Source organism: Bacillus sp. FSL R9-9497, assembly GCF_038005805.1.
Lineage (GTDB): Bacteria > Bacillota > Bacilli > Bacillales > Bacillaceae_G > Bacillus_A > Bacillus_A cereus.
The window spans coordinates 3,998,348-4,018,810 of the sequence record NZ_JBBOTY010000001.1 but is presented as its reverse complement, the minus strand read 5'-3'; the positions used below and the strand labels follow the sequence as shown (position 1 = coordinate 4,018,810).

The following is a 20,463-nucleotide window of genomic DNA, read 5'->3' as shown; positions in this document are numbered from 1 at the left end:
GCACTTCGTTGCAGAATGGATTACAATAGAAGTGTGAAGAAAATGAGAAATTCTACGAAAATGTATTAAAAAGAAAGCGTAAACATGTTATGATATCAGTATCAGATGTCTGACATCTGACTTAGAAAAAACTAGAAATGTTTTTGAATCGTTTCAAGTAAACGAAATAGGTTAGAAAATGATTTAAAGAAGTACTGTTTGACAATGAGAATTCTTTTGGATAACAGTTTCACTTTATAGCGTTTTGAACATACTACAAGAAGTAGAACTGAACTTATAGGAGGTCGCAGTTATGAATAAATATAAACGTATATTCCTAGTCGTAATGGACTCTGTGGGAATCGGTGAAGCACCAGATGCTGAGCAATTTGGAGATTTAGGATCTGACACAATTGGTCACATTGCTGAACATATGAATGGGTTACAAATGCCTAACATGGTGAAATTAGGTCTTGGTAACATTCGAGAAATGAAAGGTATCTCTAAAGTAGAGAAACCACTTGGATATTACACAAAAATGCAAGAGAAATCTACTGGTAAAGATACAATGACAGGTCACTGGGAAATCATGGGCCTTTACATTGATACACCATTCCAAGTGTTCCCGGAAGGATTCCCGAAAGAATTACTTGATGAATTAGAAGAAAAAACAGGCCGTAAAATTATCGGTAATAAGCCAGCTTCAGGAACTGAGATTCTTGATGAACTTGGTCAAGAGCAAATGGAAACAGGCTCTTTAATCGTTTATACTTCTGCTGATAGCGTATTACAAATTGCAGCACACGAAGAAGTAGTGCCACTTGATGAGTTATATAAAATCTGTAAAATTGCACGTGAATTAACATTAGATGAGAAATACATGGTAGGTCGTGTTATTGCTCGTCCATTCGTTGGTGAACCTGGAAACTTTACACGTACACCAAACCGTCATGACTATGCACTAAAACCATTCGGCCGTACAGTAATGAATGAATTAAAAGATAGTGACTACGATGTAATTGCTATCGGTAAAATCTCTGATATTTATGATGGCGAAGGGGTAACGGAATCACTTCGTACGAAGTCTAACATGGATGGAATGGATAAGCTTGTAGATACATTAAATATGGACTTTACAGGTCTTAGCTTCTTAAACTTAGTTGACTTTGATGCATTATTCGGCCACCGCCGTGATCCACAAGGATACGGAGAAGCTCTGCAAGAATATGATGCACGTCTTCCAGAAGTATTCGCAAAACTAAAAGAAGATGATTTATTATTAATTACAGCAGACCACGGTAATGATCCAATTCACCCTGGTACTGACCACACACGTGAATATGTACCATTATTAGCATATAGCCCAAGCATGAAAGAAGGCGGACAAGAGTTACCACTTCGTCAAACATTTGCTGATATTGGTGCAACAGTAGCAGAAAACTTCGGTGTGAAAATGCCAGAATACGGAAAAAGCTTCTTAAACGAGCTAAAGAAATAGGGGGATAAACAAATGAATCGTGAACTTATTACAAAATCAGCTTCATACTTAAAAGAGAAATTTCAAGAGACACCACAAGTAGGACTAATCCTTGGATCAGGACTAGGTGTATTAGCAGACGAAATTGAGAACGCAGTAACAGTACCTTACAGTGAAATCCCTGAGTTCCCAGTATCAACTGTAGAAGGTCATGCAGGTCAACTAGTATTCGGTACACTTCAAGGTGTAACAGTAGTAGCAATGCAAGGACGTTTCCACTTCTATGAAGGATACGACATGCAAAAAGTAACATTCCCAGTTCGTGTTATGAAAGAACTAGGTGTAGAAACAGTTGTTGTAACAAACGCAGCTGGTGGTGTAAATACATCATTTGAGCCAGGCGATCTTATGTTAATCTCAGACCACATTAACTTCATGGGTACGAATCCATTAATCGGACCAAATGATTCTGAAATGGGCGTACGTTTCCCTGATATGTCTACGTCATATACGGTAGAACTTCGCGAAATGGCGAAACAAGTTGCAGCAGACTTAAATATTAAAGTACAAGAAGGTGTATACGTAGGAATGACAGGTCCTGTATATGAAACACCTGCTGAAATTCGTATGCTTCGTACACTTGGCGGAGATGCAGTTGGTATGTCAACAGTACCTGAAGTAATTGTAGCGCGTCATGCTGGTATGAAAGTATTAGGTATTTCTTGTATTTCAAATATGGCAGCTGGTATTTTAGATCAGCCACTTCACCACGATGAAGTAATTGAAACGACAGAACGTGTTAAAGCGAACTTCTTAGCATTAGTAAAAGCAATCGTAAAACAAATGAAGGGGTGACCTCACAATGAGAATGGTGGATCTAATTGCAAAAAAACGTGACGGACATGCATTAACGACAGAAGAAATTAACTTTATTGTTGAAGGATATACAAATGGTGATATTCCTGATTATCAAGTAAGTTCACTTGCAATGGCAATTTTCTTCCAAGATATGAACGATCAAGAGCGTGCTGATTTAACGATGGCAATGGTAAATAGCGGTGATACAATCGACTTATCAGCTATTGAAGGTGTAAAAGTAGATAAGCATTCAACAGGTGGTGTTGGTGATACAACGACACTTGTATTAGGTCCATTAGTAGCTGCTTTAGATGTACCAGTAGCGAAAATGTCTGGACGCGGTTTAGGACATACTGGTGGTACAATTGATAAATTAGAAGCAGTCCCAGGATTCCATGTGGAAATTGAAAACGATGAATTCATGCGTCTTGTAAATGAAAACAAAATCGCAGTTATCGGCCAAAGTGGTAACTTAACACCTGCTGATAAAAAGTTATATGCACTTCGTGATGTAACAGCAACAGTAAACTCAATTCCGCTTATTGCAAGTTCGATTATGAGTAAAAAAATTGCTGCTGGTGCAGATGCAATTGTTCTTGATGTAAAAACTGGAGCAGGTGCATTTATGAAAACGGATGAAGATGCAAAACGTTTAGCAGAAGCAATGGTACGTATCGGTAATAACGTTGGTCGTAACACGATGGCAGTTATTTCGGATATGAGTCAACCACTTGGTGAAGCTATTGGTAACGCACTAGAAGTACAAGAAGCAATTGATACATTACAAGGTAAAGGGCCGAAAGATTTAGAAGAGTTATGTTTAACACTTGGAAGTCAAATGGTGTACCTTGCTGGACAAGCTTCATCTTTAGAAGATGCACGTGAAAAGCTAATTGAAGTAATGAACAACGGAAAAGCGCTAGAATCATTTAAAACGTTCTTATCAGCGCAAGGCGGCGACGCATCTGTTGTTGATGATCCTTCTAAATTGCCACAAGCACAATTTAAAATTGAAGTGGAAGCGAAAGAAGACGGATATGTATCAGAAATCGTTGCAGACGAAATCGGAACAGCAGCAATGCTTTTAGGAGCAGGACGTGCAACGAAAGAGTCTGAAATTGATTTAGCAGTTGGTCTAATGCTGCGCAAAAAAGTAGGCGATAGCGTGAAGCAAGGTGAATCCCTTGTTACAATTTACGCAAACCGCGAAAATGTTGAAGATGTAAAAGCGAAAATTTATGAGAACATGAAGATCTCTAAAGAACATGTAGATGCACCAACTTTAGTACACAGTATCGTAACGAAGTAATAAAAAAAGCTGAGGAGATTTCTCCTTGGCTTTTTTTACTATTTTTTGTTTATAATAATAATGGGTGAAATTATGATTAGAATTTGTGCAGTAACAAAAACAGATGAAGTATTATATGATGTTTCGCTAGAAGAAACAAAGAAAGACCATATTGTATGGTATTGGCTAGATTTATATAAGCCAACGAAAGAAGAGTATACATATATTCTGCAAGACCATTTTAAGTTCCATCCCCTTGCAATTGAAGACTGTATAGAATATGTACAGAGGCCAAAAGTTGATTTTTATGATGGATATAACTTTTTAGTTCTTCATGCATTTGGGGAAGATGGACTAGAACCGCACGAAATCGATTTATTTATTAGTGATCGTTATATTGTTTCTTTCCACTTTTCTCATAACAATGCAATCGAAAGAGTATGGAAAACACTTGGAGAAAAGAAGCGTATTAAAAATAGTCCTTTACACGTAGCTCATACAATTATCGACCAAATTGTAGATGACTATTTTGCGCCTGTATATTACATTGAGGATCATTTAAATGCAATTGATGATAATTTAACGGGGGAGACAGCAGGAAGTGTATTAGAAGAGGTATTTGATATACGTGCAGATTTATCAAAGCTAAGGCGTACAATTATTCCGATGCGTGATTTATTATATCGTATTTTAAATTCGACTCGTTTTTACGGTATAAGCGATCATGAAATTTACTTTAAAGATATACATGATCATTTGCTTAAACTAACAGAAATGATTGAGGCAAGCCGAGAGTTAACAGCAGATATTCGGGATAGTTATTTTTCATTAAACTCACATCATATGAATAACATTATGAAAACATTAACTGTATTCTCGACTATTTTCATGCCATTAACATTTATTGCGGGAGTATATGGAATGAACTTTACGCATATGCCAGAGCTTGGTGGACAATATAGTTATTTTATTTGTCTACTTATTATGGCACTAATTGGCGGCGGAATGATGGCCTGGTTTTATAAAAAAGGATGGTTTAAGTAAAAAAAACACCGAGGATTTCCTCGGTGTTTTTTTAACCAATAGCATGTAATACAAACATAGCTAAGAATAAGCATGTAATGATATACATAGATGGTGCGACTTCTTTACGCTTTCCAAGAGCAACTTTTAAGATAGGGTAAGCAATAAATCCGAACGCAATGCCATCAGCGATACTATATGTGAGCGGGATCATAACGATAATTAAGAATGCTGGAAATCCTTCTGAAAAATCATTCAGAGGAATTTGTTGAATGCTTGTAATCATCAGACCGCCAATAATAATTAAGATGGGTGCAATGGCACTATCAGGAATTAATTTGACAAATGGAAGAGCAAACAGTGATGCAAAAAATAGCAACCCAGTAACGATAGACGTCAGACCTGTCTTACCACCTGCAGTAATACCTGCGGCACTTTCTACTGTTGAAACGGTAGGACTTGTGCCAAATAGACCACATGTCATTGCTGAAATTGCATTGGCTTGGTAAGCACGTGGGAATTTACGATCATCTTCTAATAAACCGTGCAGAAGTCCCATGTTCTCAAAAATAAGCACCATGCTTAAAGAGAATGTTGCAATCCAAAATGGTAAGGAAGAAAGTTTCCCAAATGACATAGCTCCAAACACATCACCGTAATTGGCGAATGAGAATGAACTATTTCCCACTTGACTAGTATCCACAAGACCAAATAGCCAGGCGATACCAGTTCCTATTGCAATCGTCCATAAAAAGTTTCCACGTACGTTACGAATAAATAATACAAGTGCAATGATAAGAGTAAGTAATGTCGCAAGAACGACAGGATTACTTAATTTCCCCATTGCCACAGCAGTATTTGGGTTCGAAACGACTAAACCACCTTTTTGCAATCCGATAAACGCTAAAAATAATCCGATGCCGACAGTAATCGCTTCCTTTAATGACTTTGGAATTGATACTGATAGCACGCGAGCGATTGGTGTAAAAGCGGCAATTGCAAAAATAATACCAGAGATAAAGACAGCAGCCAATGCTTCTTGCCAAGTTAGTCCAAGCGTATGCACAGCTGTGTACGTGAAGAATGCATTTACACCCATACCCGGGACAAGAATAGCAGGTGCATTTGCCCAAAATGCCATGAGTAGACATCCGACAAATGAACTAAAAACAGTTGCTAAAATTCCAGCTTCAAGAGGAATGCCAGCATCTGATAAGATTGACGCATTTACAATCATAATATATACGATTGTGAAAAATGACGTAACTCCAGCTAAAACTTCTTGTTTTGGTGATGTTTCGTGTAAACCTAATTTAAATGTTCTTTCAAGTATTCCTTTCATGTTAAACCTTCTTTTTCATATCCCTCTCCCACCCGTGATATCTCTTTTGTAAGAGCTCACCGTTCTTTATTATATCAGAACATCATGTTTTTACAACAAGTAAAATGATAACGTTTACTTGTAAAGAGAATTCGTTATAAATACGTAAAAATAGCCCGTATGGATGAAATGATTTCTAATTCACCCGATTGAATGGGCGGGGCTGCTTGCGCATGTAAAGTAGCATAAGACGTAACCTCCCGTGGTAATTGGGCAGATTCTTCAACGAATGAGAGGGGAACAGGATTAATATTTAAATTATATGTACTCGCAATAGCACGAGCTTTTTCTACTGCTTGGTGCAGAGCTTGAATGAGAGCTTGCTCATAATATTTATTTGGATGAGATACTCGGAAACGTAAACCTTTTGCTACATTTGCGCCATTTGAAACGGCTATATCATATACTTCCCCAGCTTTTTGTACATTTAAAACGGTAATTTCATACAAATGCTCCACACGGTATCCTTGTAGCAATGCTTTATCATTTACATATTCGTATTGAGGAGTAATCGTATAAGAAATCGTTTCTATATCTTTATCGGCAATACCAAGCTGTTTAAGTGCATCCAGCAATTGTTTGGACTGCACTGCATTTTCTTCTTGAGCCTGTTTTACATTTTTATCATCTGTTCGAATGCCAAGCGTTAATATGACAACATTCGGTTTTGCTTTGACAACGCCTTCGCCTTGTACAGTAATAGTAGCTTCTTTACCAGTATTAGCTGTGCGTACGTTGTGTAAATAAGGATTCATTCCACCCTGCATTTTCCATCACCATCCTTTTTATATGTATATGTGTGAACAAAAAAGAAATTTATATGAAAAAAGTTACATAAATGAGAATGTTGAGGAAAGAAAGCATGTACAACATAGGTATTTATAGATTATAATATGTGTAAATATGATAAAAAAGGGACGAGGCTATTGAACGAAAAAAGAGAAACGCTGATTTTAGATTTATCTGCATCATTTCGAAAAATGATACGTTTATTACAAAATGATATTAATACACGTTTTGCAGAACATATGCCATATAATGAATTTTCTGTATTACGTGCGTTATTTTTAAAGAGTCCACAGATGGCTTCGCAAATTGCGAGTGAAGTAAACGTAACCTCCAGTCATATTACAGCTGTTACAGATCGTCTCGTACGAAAAGGATTAGTAGAAAGAAAACGTTCTAATTCAGATCGTCGAATCGTGTACTTAGAAATTACAGAGCACGGAAGAGAAGTAACTGAAAAACTTGAAGCTGTGCGTAAAGAATATTATAAAGAGAGATTTAAAGGTTGGAGCGACCAAGAAATAGAAATGGTCTTAGAACTATTTGGCCGCGTATTATAATAAATGAGGATAGGAAGCGAAAGCATTCCTATCCTTTTTCTTTTGAATAAAAATATTTTGAAACTCCGATACTTTAATTAAAAGATCGGAGGAAAGATTATGAAATATATTGCTGCACTTACCATTTTATTTGTTGGTTTTTTCTATTTTCAAACATTTACGTACGCAGATACGCCTATCCAAGTGGTACGAAAAGAAGTGAAGTACATTGAAACCGATAATACAGTCTTATATTCGAAATTATGGGTTCGTTCTATGCAAAACGCAGTATTATTCCACCATAGCGATAATATTCGTAATCAGGACACATTACGTAATGTAACAAGTTCATCGCTTGTTAAAGCGAAACAACTACCTTTTCAGAAAGCGGCCCTCTATATACCGAGATTATCGCAATACGTATCAAAAGCAGGAAAAGAAAACATTCAAGTATACTACATTGCGATTCACTATAATGTGAAAAAAGAAAATGCATATCAACTAGATGGCATGAACTATTTTCTACAAGTATTTGTGAAAGAGCGTGGGGAATGGAAAATTGCTGAAAGTGTAGTTGCACCGACAGAGCAAATTGTGCAAAATGGTGATGGATTTGGGATGAAAGAAGAGATGGTGTATGGGGATAGGAGAGAGAATGTGAAATAACCTCTTTATTTAGATAGGGACATATATAATAAAAAGCATTGCTCTTGTGCAATGCCTTTTTATTTAGTTCATATAAGAGTTAAATAATTCATAACATCTTTCTTTTGTCAGCTTCTATTAATGCCATTGTTCCGTTTTTATAGTTTCACATCTATAATGCTTTTTGAAACATGTATTCATCACCTTAATGTATGTTTATTTCCCTCCAAAAGCAAACTTCAATTTTAATAGACGTGTAAAAATGAAGTAACTTATGATAGCGAATAGGAAAAATCCAACATAATAAGACAGAAGTGCATCTCGTCCACCTAATATTCTACCGCCAAGCAGTCCGAAGCATAGAACAGTGCAAATCATGAACCATTTTTGCAAGTTAGGAAACAATAGTATTTTTCCGTTTTGTTCGTTTGGTGTACGTGTGTATAGAAAGGTTGCCATTGATAAAAAGATAATGATGTAAGCAGATGGTGTTAATAGTGTCCAAGGAGAAGGTACAAAAGTATGCTCCATTGGATTGTCCTGTGGTACACTAGAAAGTTTATTGCCATAGTTATCAAATGTTTCTATCGGGTGGTAATCATAAGTAATAGAAAAAGATTCTAATGGTGAAATGATATCTATATGTTGCAAGTACTCATGAGTACGTTGCTCTATTTCTCCCATTGCATCTAAAGACCATTGTGTATGGGAATAAATGAATCCGGAAATTAACAATCCAAAACCGTATGGTAAAAATAATAGAATGATAGCTAAACTACTTTGAGAGAATATATGTCCAGTAATGGTTCCGATAAATAAGGTGAATGTATAAATAGCGATAAGTACAACCGTAGCATATAGAAAGTAACTATAGAACGGAGTAAAGATTTGATACTCATTGTGAAACGACATGTTCTTTATTCCGTACATGCTAAGCCAGCAAACAATTTGCACTGTAATAATATTCAAAACACCAAGCCACCATTTTGTTAAAAAAATATCTTTTCGTTTAAAAGGCATTGAGAAGAGAAAATCAGTTGATTGATTGTTACGTTCCCACCCAATTAAAAGACAAGCAAGTGCAATAAGAGTAACTCCTTGAAAGAGGACGGCACCATCAGATGCGTGAAAATAGTAGGAGTAGTAATATGCATAGTCATCAAACTTCATTTTTGATTGTTTTAGCTGCATTTGCGCTTCTTGATAATATTTATAAGGTAGTTGATATAAACTAATTAACCAAAATAATAGAATTATATATTTTCCTTGCTTCCATTGCCTTATCCATAAAGCTTTATGAAACATGCGAATCCTCCTCAAACGTTGTGATAAAAATATCTTCGAGCGACATGGCTAATTCTTCAATGAGCAGTGGCTGTTCTTTATGAAACTTTTCTAATGTAGCTGCCACATTTCCTTCGATTAAGATTGTATATACTTTTCCTGTTTGATTTAATATTTTAATATTGCTTAAGTTTTCTAGTTTTTGAGGTAGTGAACGTTCATAAGCAACTTGTATTTTAGCAAATCGTGATTTTGCATCGTCTAGTGATGTAATAGACGAGATAGTATGGCCTTTTAATATAATAATTGTATCTGCAATTTGTTCTACTTCATCTAAATGGTGAGTGGAGATGAAAATGGTAATCTCTTTTTCTGCAACTTCTCCAACGAGAAACTGTAAAATTTTCCTTTTCACGATAGGATCAAGTCCATTTGTCGGTTCATCTAAAATGATATATTCTGCCTTTGTAGAAACGGCTAAAATGATGGCGAGCAGTGCTTTCATTCCTTTTGAATAACTACGAATTCGTTTATTTGGTAAGTTGAAATGTTCTAGTAGTTCATAGAAATATGGTTCATCAAATGCTGTATAAACTGATTTATAAAACTTCACGATTTCTTTTACTGTATAACCGTTCAGCATGTTAGTAGAATCCGGAACATATACGATTTTTTGTTTCGTTTCAGGATTTTTATGGATGTCGATATCCTCATATGTAACAGTTCCCTCGTCTGGGTCTAAAATACCGACCATCGTTCGCAATAAAGTTGTTTTTCCCGCGCCATTTCTTCCGAGTAATCCGATGATACTCCCTCTTTGCAATGTAAAAGAAACATCGTCTAAAATTGTTTGATTATCAATTGTTTTCTTCAAGCTTGTCACTTTCAACATCCGTATTCCCTCCAATCTCTTTATAGTATGAATCTATCCAATCATGAATTTTATCTTTCGTAATACCAAGATAAGAGGCTTCTAATAGTAATTGATGAAATTGCTTTTCAACCATAGCGATTTTCCTTTCGTCTAATGTTGGGGTAATCGATTGGGATACAAATGTTCCTTTTCCTCGTAACGTTTCAATAATTCCTTGTCGCTCTAACTCTTGATACGCTTTACTCACTGTATTTGGATTTATAACGAGTAAAGAAGCGAGTTCGCGTACAGAAGGAAGTTTATCACTTGGAGCCAACATGTTTTTCAATACGAGTTCTTTTATATTTTGAACAATTTGTTCCCATATCGGAGTGTTGCTTCTTGGGTCAAGTTGAATATGCAAGAGCAATGTCTCCTTCCTCATATGTATTAAGTGTACTACTGTGTGCAATACACTTAATACAATATAGGGGACGAATGTATTTGTCAACTGAAAATTTTAGAAAAATTTGGTATTAAAAAAAGGTAAATTGGAAAAAATAGGTCTGATATAGAATGGAGGGTTAGTCATGAAGCGAGTTTTTGGAATACTTGTTTGTTTCATGTTATTGCTTTCTGGAACTTCAGTGAGTTTCGCACAATCTGAGAAAACGAAGCAGGAGAAAACAGAAGAAACAACACCGAAGTTAGCGGAACAAGCGTCGTCAGCAATCGTAATTGAGCAAGATACAGGTAAAGTTTTATTTGATAAAAACCCAAATGAAAAATTACCACCTGCTAGTATGACAAAGATTATGACAATGCTTTTAATTATGGAACAAGTTGAAAAAGGAAAACTAAAACTGACCGATAAAGTTAGAGCGAGCGAACATGCAGCTTCAATGGGTGGATCGCAAATCTTTTTAGAACCTGGGGAAGAGATGACTGTAAACGAGATGTTAAAGGGTATTGCAATTGCATCTGGAAATGACGCATCTGTTGCAGTAGCCGAGCATATCGCAGGTTCAGAAGAAGGATTTGTAAATATGATGAACAAAAAGGCGAAAGATCTAGGGCTGAAAAATACACATTTTCAAAACCCAACAGGTCTTCCGGCCAAAGACCATTATTCGACAGCAAATGATATGGCTATAATGGCGAGAGAATTGATGAAGTATCCACTTATTCGTAAATACACAGGTAAGTACGAAGATTATTTACGTGAAGATACGGATAAAAAGTTTTGGCTCGTTAATACGAATAAGCTAGTACGTTTTTATCCTGGCGTAGATGGAGTAAAAACAGGTTTTACGACAGAAGCGAAATATTGTTTAACAGCATCGGCTGAAAAAAATGGCATGCGTGTCATTTCAGTTGTCATGGGAGCACCAACATCAAAAGAACGGAACAACCAAGTGACGAAGCTTCTTGACTACGCATTTGGTCAATATATGACAAAGAAATTGTATACGCGCGGCGAAAAAATTAAGACAGTTCAAGTAGGGAAAGGGAAAAAAGAAAAAGTAGATTTAGTTGCATCAGATAATGTTTCTCTTCTTATGAAGAAGGGCGAGAATATGGACAAGGTAAAACAAGAAGTAATTGCTGAAAAGAAAGTAAAAGCACCGATTAAAAAAGGTGACGCGCTTGGTACACTTGTTATTAAAAAAGATAAAGATGTTTTATTAAAACAAACAATTGTAGCAAAAGAAGATGTTGCTGCAGCGAGCTGGTGGGAGTTATTTAAAAGAAGTTTTGGGATGTTTTCAACATCAAAATAGCGGCAAATATTTTGCCGCTTTTCTATTCGTATGTAAGTGAATAATGCTGAAAGGTTTCACTTTATGACGAAATAGTTCTTCTTTTGTCAGCAGGAAGGATTCTTATTTTGTATCACGAAAATCTTTATGTATGTGAATAAGTAAAGTTTGAGCATAAGGAGGAAATCGTGTGAGTCTTTCCATGCAATTAGAAGTAAAACGTGACGTCCTATGTGTGAGACTAGAGGGTGAATTAGATCATCATACGGCTGAAGAGTTGCGAACGAAAGTAACAGATATGATTGAGACACATGGTGTTCATCATATTGTTTTGAGCCTAGAGAACTTATCTTTTATGGATAGTTCTGGTCTAGGTGTTATATTAGGCCGATATAAACACGTAAAGGGATTAGGTGGAGAAATGGTTGTTTGTGCAATTTCACCGCCTGTTAAGCGTTTATTTGAAATGTCGGGCTTATTCAAAATCGTTCGCTTAGAAGAAAGTGAAGCGCACGCGCTCGCGACGTTGGGGGTGGCATAGATGAGAAATGAAATGAACCTTCAATTTTCAGCATTAAGTCAAAATGAATCGTTCGCTCGCGTTACAGTAGCGGCTTTCATTGCACAACTAGATCCAACGATGGAAGAATTAACGGAGATTAAAACAGTTGTGTCAGAAGCGGTTACAAATGCAATTATTCATGGATACGAAGGAAATGCAGAAGGTATTGTTTATATTTCTGTAATTTTGGAAGAAGCAATGGTGAAACTCACGATTCGAGATGAAGGGATTGGAATCTTTAACTTAGATGAAGCGAGACAACCCCTTTTTACAACTAAACCTGAATTAGAGCGTTCCGGAATGGGATTTACTATCATGGAAAATTTTATGGATGAAGTAGAAGTTATTTCAAACGAATCTTTCGGGACAACAATCCATTTGACAAAATACTTATCAAATAGTAACGCTCTATGCAATTAAGGAGAATAGCCTATGGACATAGAGGTCAAAAATGAGAAGAAGAAACCTCAGTTAAAGGACCACGAGCTAAAAGCGTTAATTCAAAAAAGTCAAGATGGAGATCAACAAGCGAGAGATACAATCGTTCAAAGTAATATGCGCCTCGTTTGGTCGGTTGTACAGCGGTTTCTTAATCGAGGATACGAACCAGACGACCTATTTCAAATTGGATGTATTGGGCTCTTGAAATCGGTAGATAAATTTGATTTATCTTTCGACGTGAAATTTTCAACATATGCAGTTCCAATGATTATTGGTGAAATACAACGTTTCTTACGTGATGATGGATCAGTGAAAGTTAGTAGGTCTTTAAAAGAAACAGGAAACAAAATTCGAAAGATGAGAGATGAGCTTTCGAAAGAATTCGGAAGGGCTCCAACGATTAATGAAGTGGCAGAGGCACTAGAACTAACGCCAGAGGAAGTTGTTCTAGCACAAGAAGCGAGCCGGGCCCCTTCGTCTATACATGAAACTGTATATGAAAACGATGGAGATCCAATCACTATTTTAGATCAAATTGCAGATCAATCTGAAACGAAATGGTTCGATAAAATTGCTTTAAAAGAAGCGATTAGAGAACTAGATGAACGAGAGCGCTTAATTGTATACTTGCGTTACTATAAAGATCAAACACAGTCAGAAGTAGCAGAGCGCATAGGCATTTCGCAAGTACAAGTTTCAAGACTTGAAAAGAAAATATTAAAACAGATGAAAGATCGAATAGACGAATAATTGTCTATTCGATTTTTTTATGCCGTTAATAGGAGAGAGATGTTAATTTTCGTAAAAATTAACAGAATTTATTGATAATTTAGTCAATTTAAAATATAATCCAAGTATGAACTTGTCATAAAGGGGGAAGGAAACATGGAAACGAGGCAACAATGGGGAACGAGAGCTGGATTTATTTTTGCAGCGGTCGGATCTGCCGTTGGATTAGGAAACATATGGCGTTTTCCTTATACAGCGTATGAAAATGGAGGAGGAGCATTCTTTTTACCGTACTTATTTGCATTATTAACGACTGGTATTTCATTGTTAGCGTTTGAGTTTGCCCTTGGTCATCGTCATCGTGGTTCAGCACCACTTACATTTTTCCGTATTAGCCCGCGTGCCGAATTTATTGGATGGTGGCAAATGTGCGTAACATTTATCGTTTCAACATATTATGCAGTGATTATTGCTTGGTCTATATCGTATACATACTTTGCAATTACTGGAGCATGGGGAAAAGACACGCAATCATTTTTATTTAAAGAGTACTTACATGTTGCAGATAAGCCAGGGCAATTTGGAGGACTTGTACCGGAAGTATTAATTCCATTAGCTCTCGTTTGGATTATTGTACTTGGCGTTGCATTTAAAGGAGTTAAAAAAGGAATAGAAGTTGTTAACCGTATATTTATTCCTTTATTAGTTGTTATGTTCCTTATTATCGTCGTTCGTGCAGTGACGATGGAAGGTGCTATGCAAGGACTAGATGCATTCTTTAAACCAGATTGGAGTCGTATTTTTGATGGGAAAGTATGGCTTGCTGCTTATGGTCAAATATTCTTTAGTTTATCTTTAGCATTTGGAATTATGATTACGTATTCTAGTTATTTACCGAAAACCTCGGATACAACAAATAATGCCTTTATTACTGGATTTGCAAACTCAGGATTTGAATTATTAGCAGGTATTGGGGTCTTTGCAGCTCTTGGATTTATGGCGAATAATATGGGAGTACCGGTTGATAAAGTAGCAAGTGCTGGCGTTGGGCTTGCGTTCGTAGTATTTCCGCAAATTATTAATGAATTGCCGATGTCACCGTTGTTTGGTGTATTATTTTTCTTATCGCTAACGGTTGCTGGAATCACATCACTTATTTCACTCGCGGAAGTATGTTTTGCCGCTGTATCTGAAAAATTCAGTTTAAGTCGGGAAAAAACCATTGGAATTATGGGAACCCTTCTCGTGTTAGTTTCTCTTGTATTTGCAACACGTGGTGGGCTTATGTTCTTAGATGTTGTCGACTATTTCGCTAATAATTTCGGATTAATTACAATTGCACTTGCGGAAGTAGTGACGATAGGGCTCATTTTACGTCGTTTACCAGTTTATCAAAATCATGCAAACTTTGTATCTGATATTAAATTAGGAACGTTTTGGAGAGTGAGTTTACTCGTTATTACTCCGCTTATGTTAGGGTATATGCTAATTGATGGTACAATCCAAAATATTAAAAAGAATTATGGAGATTATCCGACTGAGTTTGTTGTAACGTATGGTTGGTCGATAGCAGCAGCCTTCCTTATTGTTGCGCTAATTATTAGTCTAAAGAAATGGAATGCACAAATACATTCGGATTCTGCCAAGCTTGAAAAAGAATGGAAAGATCGAGGTGTTTCATAATGAGTGGATCAGCAATTATGATGATGGTTATTGGAATAGTAGTCATTTGGGGAGGGCTTGCATTAAGTATTGCAAACTTATTTAAGAAAAAGGCATAAGTAAAAAACATCTGTACCGAAATGGTGCAGATGTTTTTTTATGAAAAAATTGTATTAGAAAAAAATTCAATAACCATACTACAACTACGAGGAAGAGTGAAGGGGTGAATGAAAGTTGGAACAAACGATTTATATTAAAATGCGCAATCGTTTAAAAGTTTCTCCTACTTATGAAGTAAAGCTGGGCGATGTTGCTCAACTTGCCGGAGATTCTTCCGTAGTTGAGTTGTTACAAAATGAGATAGTTTACAAAATAACAGCGCATGATAAGACGCATGTTGTAATTGATGTTATGAAAGTAATTGAGATTATTCAACAGAAAGCATCTCATGTACAAATTAATTTACTCGGTTCTGGACAAACTCTTGTTGAAATTATATACGAAAAAAAGAAGGCGCACCCAATTTTTTTCGGGCTTGTATGGCTGTTACTGTTCATTGGAGCCGCCCTTGCGATCATTTATTTCCATGAAGATGTAAGTATGCAACAAGTACATCAACGGTTATATTACATGATTACTGGAGAATTTAATGCGCAACCACTTTTATTTCAAATTCCTTATTCTTTAGGTCTTGGCTTAGGGATGGTTTTATTCTTTAATCATGTATTTCAAAAGCGAATTAATGAAGAGCCAAGTCCGCTAGAAGTTGAGATGTTTCAATACCAACAGTCACTTGATCAGTATGTAATCGTTAATGAAAACAAGGATAATATGAAACAACTTACCGATGATTGAGTCTGGATTTGTTATTTTAATTGGTTTAGCTGGAGGGATTGCGGTAGGTAGCGGATATGTCGCATTTTTAGCTGTACTTGGTATAATCCCCCGTTTAGCCCAATTAACGAGAAGTGGAAAGCATATTCAATATTTTGAGTGGGCAGTCATTGCAGGTACTTTAACAGGGGCTTGGTGCAGTTTGAAAAACATTACATTTCAAACGTCGCAATATTGGCTCGTTATATTAGGGATATTTTGTGGCACGTTCATTGGAATGCTTGCTGCAGCATTAACAGAGGTGTTAAATGTTCTACCTATTTTAGCGAAACGAGTAGGGGTAGAGGGGAAGATTATTGTTTTACTCGTTGCTCTTGTACTTGGGAAAGTAATAGGATCGTTGTTTCACTGGATTTATTTCGTAAAGTAGGAGGCAGTATATAAATGACAAGTCAGAAATTGAAGGATGATTACATAAATAAAGTGAAGGAGTATCATCCAAAGCCAAACTATTTGCTAAATTGTATTAAAGCATTTCTTGTAGGTGGACTCATTTGCACAGTTGGAGAAGTATTGATGAAATTTTATATACATTATTTTCACTTCAGTGAACAAGAGGCAGGAAACCCAACTGTTGCAACCCTTGTTTTATTATCCGCGATTTTAACAGGGTGTGGTGTATATGATAAAATCGGTCAATTTGCTGGAGCAGGATCAGCGGTACCGGTAACAGGATTTGCAAATTCTATGGCGAGCGCTGCCTTAGAACATAAGAGCGAAGGGGTTGTTCTAGGGATTGCTACAAATATGTTTAAACTGGCAGGAAGTGTGATTGTATTTGGGGTTGTTGGTGCATATATCATTGGGTTAATAAGGTATACCTTTAAAATTTTTATGTCTTAAAGGAGGGGCTAGTATGAGGTTGACCGGAAAACAAACGTGGGTATTTCAAAATGATATATATGTGAATGCAACGGGTACTGCTGTCGGTCCGAAAGAAGCTGAGGGCCCTCTTGGGAAAAAATTTGATATTTCATATGATGACTTGCATTGTGGAGAAGAAAATTGGGAGCTCGCCGAACGAAGATTAATGTCAGACTCAATTCAACAAGCAGTGCAAAAAGGGAATATAAAAACATCGCAAATTGATTTCTTTTTAGCGGGAGATTTATTAAATCAAACAGTGACAGCAAATTATGTTGCGCGTAAGTGGGGCATTCCTTTTTTAGGAATGTTTAGCGCTTGTGCAACGTCTATGGAGACTTTAGCAGTTGGCTCAGCTTTTATAGACGGTGGATTTGCAAATCGTGTCTTAGCTACAGTAAGCAGTCATAATGCAACGGCTGAAAGACAATTTCGCTATCCAACAGAGTACGGTGGGCAAAAACCAGGGACAGCAAATTCAACTGTGACTGGTGCAGGATCTATATTAATTAGCAATGAAAAAAGTGCAATTAAAATTACGTCAGCTACTATCGGAAAAGTGCAAGATTTAGGAATTACAAATCCTTTGGATATGGGGGCAGCGATGGCTCCAGCAGCAGCTCATACAATTCAACAACATTTTGAAGATTTAAGAAGAAGTGCCGATGATTATGATTTGATTGTTACGGGTGATTTATCAGCTGTTGGGACGCCGATTGCGAAACAACTTTTACTTGAGGAAGGTTATGATCTTGGGCATATATACAATGATTGTGGATTGATGATTTATGAATCAAGTCAAGAAGAAGTGTTTGCAGGTGGTAGTGGTTGCGCTTGTTCAGCAGTTGTTACGTATGGCCATTTATTACACGAGATGCAAAAAGGGAATTTACAACGAATTTTTGTCGTTGCGACTGGTGCATTATTAAGCCCGATGATGATGCAACAGAAGGAAACGATTCCAACAATTGCACATGGTGTCGTATTTGAGAGAGTTAAAGGAGAGTGAATTGTGGATTTTATATATGCATTTCTTGTAGGTGGATCTATTTGTTTAATTGGGCAACTATTGTTAGATTTCGTAAAGTTAACACCAGCTCATTTAATGGCAACTTTTGTAGTCATCGGAGCAATTTTAGATGGATTTGGATTGTACGATAAACTAATAAAATTTGCAGGTGCTGGAGCGACAGTCCCTATTACAAGTTTTGGACATTCACTATTGCACGGAGCAATGCATGCAGCAGAAAAACATGGATATTTAGGAATTGGTATTGGCATGTTTAGTTTAACGTCTGCGGGCATTTCCGCAGCGATATTGTTTTCATTTTTTATAGCACTTATATGTAAACCGAAAGGATAAATCAAATGAGACGAAGGGTTGTTTTGGTCACAGATGGAGATGAATATGCAAAGCGGACAATTGAGCTTTTAACGAAGGAATTTGGGGGAAGGTGTATTTCAGCATCACAAAGTAATCCAACCAAATTGACAGGGAAAAAAGTTGTTGAGCTTATTATGCAAACGCCATATGACCCTGTATTTGTCATGTTTGATGACAGTGGATTTATTGGAGAAGGATCTGGTGAAAAGGCATTAAAATATGTGGCTACCCATAAACAAATTGATGTGCTCGGTATTTTAGCAGTAGCGTCTAATACGCATCATTGGGAATGGGCACGTGTAGATGTAAGTGTAGATCGGAACGGGAATTTAACCGAATACGGTGTTGATAAATTTGGACTTCCAGATGGTGAAATTGGCAGGATTAGCGGAGATACAATATATTGTTTAGACGATTTAAATGTTCCTGTCATTGTTGGAGTCGGTGACATTGGTAAGATGTGTGGAAATGATGAATGGGAGAGGGGATCACCTATTACGAAGAAAGCAATTCAATTAATTTTGGAAAGGAGTGGTTTTTATGACGAAGCCTAAAAAAGTGGATATCCCTATATCAACTTTCATAAGTGACAATGAAAATTATTTAAAGCAGACAGTTGGACTAGGCGTTACATACGATGTCGGCATTCGTAAATTTCAAATTTTGAATAAAGAAATTGGTGTGTTATTTGTAAACGGACTTTGTGATACAAATTATATTATCCCTATTTTAGAAGAAGCGGTGGATACAAATGAGATAAGGGATGTAGAAGAAGATACAGTGAAGCTTTTAGAGAATCGCTTAATCCATCAACAAGTAAGTAAAGTGAAAACGATGGATGAGGTAATGCTCCAAGTATTATCAGGACTGATCGTGATATTTGTGGAAGGTGAAACGGAAGCGTTCGCGATCGATGTTCGTAGTTATCCAGGGCGAACACCGACAGAACCGGATACCGAAAAGGTAGTACGAGGTGCGAGGGATGGATTTGTTGAAAATATCGTTGTAAATACAGCGTTAATTCGTAGGAGAATTCGAGATCCACGTCTTCGAAATGAAATGGTTCGAGTAGGAGATAGATCGCAAACGGATATTTGTATTACATACGTTCAAGATGTTGCAAATCCAGATTTAGTAAAGATTATAAAACAAGAATTAAATAACATCGATGTAGATGGAATTACGATGGCGGATAAAACAGTAGAAGAATTTGTTGTAAAGCAAAGCTATAACCCATTCCCACTTATTCGATATACAGAAAGGCCAGATGTAGCAGCAAATCATCTACTAGAAGGACATGTGTTAGTACTTGTTGACACATCGCCAAGTGCTATGATTACACCGACAACATATTTTCATCATTTACAGCACGCGGAAGAGTTTAGACAAAATCCAGCTGTCGGTACATTTTTACGCTGGGTGCGCTTTTTAGGTGTTATATTCTCGTTATTTTTATTACCATTTTGGTTAGTGTTTGTATTTGATCCAACTCTTTTGCCAGCAAATCTTGCTTTTATTGGACCGACTAAGATGACGCATTTACCAATTTTATTACAGGTGTTAATGGCAGAGGTCGGACTTGAGTTTTTAAGGATGGCAGCCATTCATACTCCAACGCCGTTATCGTCTGCAGCAGGGTTAATTTCCGCTATATTAATTGGTCAAATTGCAATTGATGTAGGTTTGTTTGTGCCAGAAGTAATTTTGTATGTAGCAGTTTCGATGGTTGGTGCATATGCAACACCGAGTTATGAACTAGGATTAGGGAATAAGGTTGGGAAATTGTTTGTTATTATTTTAACAGGTCTCTTCCATGAGATGGGATTTGTAATTGGTATGACGATATTAATTTTATTTTTAACGTCTATAAAAAGTTTACAAACACCTTATTTATGGCCGTTTTTACCATTTGATTGGGGCGCGTTAACAAAAATTTTACTCCGTCCAACGATGTCTAGTTTAAAAGTACGACCAAGTATTGTAAGACCTCAAAATGTAAAAAGACAAAAATAAACGGGATTATACACCCGTTTATTTTTTTTAGCAAAAATTTA

24 protein-coding genes are annotated in these 20,463 nt (G+C 36.6%); 19 read left to right on the top strand and 5 right to left on the bottom strand.

Annotated elements, in window-relative coordinates:
• Positions 1-292: 292 nt before the first annotated feature.
• The 4 genes from deoB to corA are packed head-to-tail and all read left to right on the top strand — an operon-like array spanning position 293 to position 4,646.
• Positions 293-1,477: a phosphopentomutase gene (gene deoB, locus MKY21_RS20595; RefSeq protein WP_098782964.1), complete on the top strand. Its 1,185-nt coding sequence runs from the start codon at positions 293-295 to the stop codon at positions 1,475-1,477.
• Positions 1,478-1,489: 12 nt separating this feature from the next.
• Entirely contained in the window at positions 1,490-2,311 is an 822-nt protein-coding gene (locus MKY21_RS20590) for a purine-nucleoside phosphorylase (protein ID WP_001078446.1), read from the top strand.
• Between the two features lie 7 nt (positions 2,312-2,318).
• Entirely contained in the window at positions 2,319-3,623 is a 1,305-nt protein-coding gene (locus tag MKY21_RS20585; RefSeq protein WP_001243071.1) for a pyrimidine-nucleoside phosphorylase, read from the top strand.
• Positions 3,624-3,683: 60 nt separating this feature from the next.
• Positions 3,684-4,646: a magnesium/cobalt transporter CorA gene (gene corA, locus MKY21_RS20580; protein ID WP_002000765.1), complete on the top strand. Its 963-nt coding sequence runs from the start codon at positions 3,684-3,686 to the stop codon at positions 4,644-4,646.
• Between the two features lie 31 nt (positions 4,647-4,677).
• Here the strand turns inward: corA and MKY21_RS20575 are convergent, their stop codons facing one another.
• Positions 4,678-5,967 carry an NCS2 family permease gene (locus MKY21_RS20575; RefSeq protein ID WP_000676240.1) on the bottom strand — a complete coding sequence of 430 codons (1,290 nt, stop codon included), beginning with the start codon at positions 5,965-5,967 and terminating at the stop codon, positions 4,678-4,680.
• Between the two features lie 134 nt (positions 5,968-6,101).
• A complete protein-coding gene (locus tag MKY21_RS20570; protein ID WP_001161448.1) occupies positions 6,102-6,773 on the bottom strand; it encodes an SIMPL domain-containing protein in 672 nt (223 codons plus the stop codon).
• Positions 6,774-6,932: 159 nt separating this feature from the next.
• Here MKY21_RS20570 and MKY21_RS20565 point away from each other — a divergent pair, with 159 nt between their 5' ends.
• Both MKY21_RS20565 and MKY21_RS20560 read left to right on the top strand, forming a co-directional pair.
• Positions 6,933-7,352, top strand: coding sequence for a MarR family winged helix-turn-helix transcriptional regulator (locus MKY21_RS20565; protein ID WP_001003305.1), 420 nt, complete (start codon positions 6,933-6,935; stop codon positions 7,350-7,352).
• A 99-nt stretch (positions 7,353-7,451) separates the two neighbouring features.
• Complete coding sequence (locus tag MKY21_RS20560; RefSeq protein ID WP_137074502.1) at positions 7,452-7,997, top strand: hypothetical protein; 546 nt, start codon at positions 7,452-7,454, stop codon at positions 7,995-7,997.
• Positions 7,998-8,192: 195 nt separating this feature from the next.
• Here MKY21_RS20560 and MKY21_RS20555 read toward each other — a convergent pair whose 3' ends face one another.
• From MKY21_RS20555 to MKY21_RS20545, 3 genes are read right to left on the bottom strand one after another with little or no spacing between them, the layout of a single operon-like run.
• Positions 8,193-9,281: an ABC transporter permease subunit gene (locus MKY21_RS20555; protein ID WP_000468501.1), complete on the bottom strand. Its 1,089-nt coding sequence runs from the start codon at positions 9,279-9,281 to the stop codon at positions 8,193-8,195.
• Positions 9,271-10,152: an ABC transporter ATP-binding protein gene (locus MKY21_RS20550; RefSeq protein ID WP_098536729.1), complete on the bottom strand. Its 882-nt coding sequence runs from the start codon at positions 10,150-10,152 to the stop codon at positions 9,271-9,273. The genes MKY21_RS20555 and MKY21_RS20550 overlap by 11 nt, the downstream gene beginning before the upstream one ends.
• Entirely contained in the window at positions 10,118-10,537 is a 420-nt protein-coding gene (locus tag MKY21_RS20545) for a GntR family transcriptional regulator (RefSeq protein WP_000548027.1), read from the bottom strand. Before MKY21_RS20545 ends, MKY21_RS20550 begins: the two co-directional genes overlap by 35 nt.
• Before the next feature lie 166 nt (positions 10,538-10,703).
• Between MKY21_RS20545 and dacF the strand changes: the two genes are divergently transcribed.
• The 13 genes from dacF (at position 10,704) to spoVAF (ending at position 20,422) form a co-directional block, all read left to right on the top strand.
• On the top strand, positions 10,704-11,894 hold the full coding sequence (gene dacF, locus MKY21_RS20540) for a serine-type D-Ala-D-Ala carboxypeptidase DacF (RefSeq protein WP_000831998.1): 1,191 nt from the start codon (positions 10,704-10,706) through the stop codon (positions 11,892-11,894).
• A gap of 169 nt (positions 11,895-12,063) precedes the next feature.
• The gene (gene spoIIAA / locus MKY21_RS20535) at positions 12,064-12,414 is read left to right on the top strand and encodes an anti-sigma F factor antagonist (protein WP_000059135.1); all 351 of its coding nucleotides are present in this window, start codon (positions 12,064-12,066) and stop codon (positions 12,412-12,414) included.
• Positions 12,415-12,855 carry an anti-sigma F factor gene (gene spoIIAB, locus MKY21_RS20530; protein WP_001243398.1) on the top strand — a complete coding sequence of 147 codons (441 nt, stop codon included), beginning with the start codon at positions 12,415-12,417 and terminating at the stop codon, positions 12,853-12,855.
• Positions 12,856-12,867: 12 nt separating this feature from the next.
• Entirely contained in the window at positions 12,868-13,626 is a 759-nt protein-coding gene (sigF, locus tag MKY21_RS20525; RefSeq protein ID WP_000350729.1) for an RNA polymerase sporulation sigma factor SigF, read from the top strand.
• Between the two features lie 135 nt (positions 13,627-13,761).
• A complete protein-coding gene (locus MKY21_RS20520) occupies positions 13,762-15,288 on the top strand; it encodes a sodium-dependent transporter (protein WP_053512800.1) in 1,527 nt (508 codons plus the stop codon).
• Complete coding sequence (locus tag MKY21_RS20515; protein ID WP_000016826.1) at positions 15,288-15,386, top strand: methionine/alanine import family NSS transporter small subunit; 99 nt, start codon at positions 15,288-15,290, stop codon at positions 15,384-15,386. Before MKY21_RS20520 ends, MKY21_RS20515 begins: the two co-directional genes overlap by 1 nt.
• 115 nt (positions 15,387-15,501) lie before the next feature.
• A complete protein-coding gene (locus MKY21_RS20510) occupies positions 15,502-16,122 on the top strand; it encodes a stage V sporulation protein AA (RefSeq protein ID WP_061663476.1) in 621 nt (206 codons plus the stop codon).
• A complete protein-coding gene (spoVAB, locus tag MKY21_RS20505; RefSeq protein WP_000572936.1) occupies positions 16,115-16,531 on the top strand; it encodes a stage V sporulation protein SpoVAB in 417 nt (138 codons plus the stop codon). The genes MKY21_RS20510 and spoVAB overlap by 8 nt, the downstream gene beginning before the upstream one ends.
• Before the next feature lie 14 nt (positions 16,532-16,545).
• Entirely contained in the window at positions 16,546-17,004 is a 459-nt protein-coding gene (spoVAC, locus tag MKY21_RS20500; RefSeq protein ID WP_000203810.1) for a stage V sporulation protein AC, read from the top strand.
• 13 nt (positions 17,005-17,017) lie between these two features.
• A complete protein-coding gene (gene spoVAD / locus MKY21_RS20495; protein WP_001241163.1) occupies positions 17,018-18,034 on the top strand; it encodes a stage V sporulation protein AD in 1,017 nt (338 codons plus the stop codon).
• A gap of 3 nt (positions 18,035-18,037) precedes the next feature.
• A complete protein-coding gene (gene spoVAE / locus MKY21_RS20490; RefSeq protein ID WP_025966313.1) occupies positions 18,038-18,388 on the top strand; it encodes a stage V sporulation protein AE in 351 nt (116 codons plus the stop codon).
• Between the two features lie 5 nt (positions 18,389-18,393).
• Positions 18,394-18,963: a stage V sporulation protein AE gene (locus tag MKY21_RS20485; RefSeq protein WP_001254415.1), complete on the top strand. Its 570-nt coding sequence runs from the start codon at positions 18,394-18,396 to the stop codon at positions 18,961-18,963.
• Positions 18,950-20,422 (top strand): spore germination protein SpoVAF, encoded by a 1,473-nt coding sequence (spoVAF, locus tag MKY21_RS20480; RefSeq protein WP_000165596.1) that lies wholly within the window; start codon positions 18,950-18,952, stop codon positions 20,420-20,422. Before MKY21_RS20485 ends, spoVAF begins: the two co-directional genes overlap by 14 nt.
• The last annotated feature ends 41 nt before the right edge of the window (positions 20,423-20,463 follow it).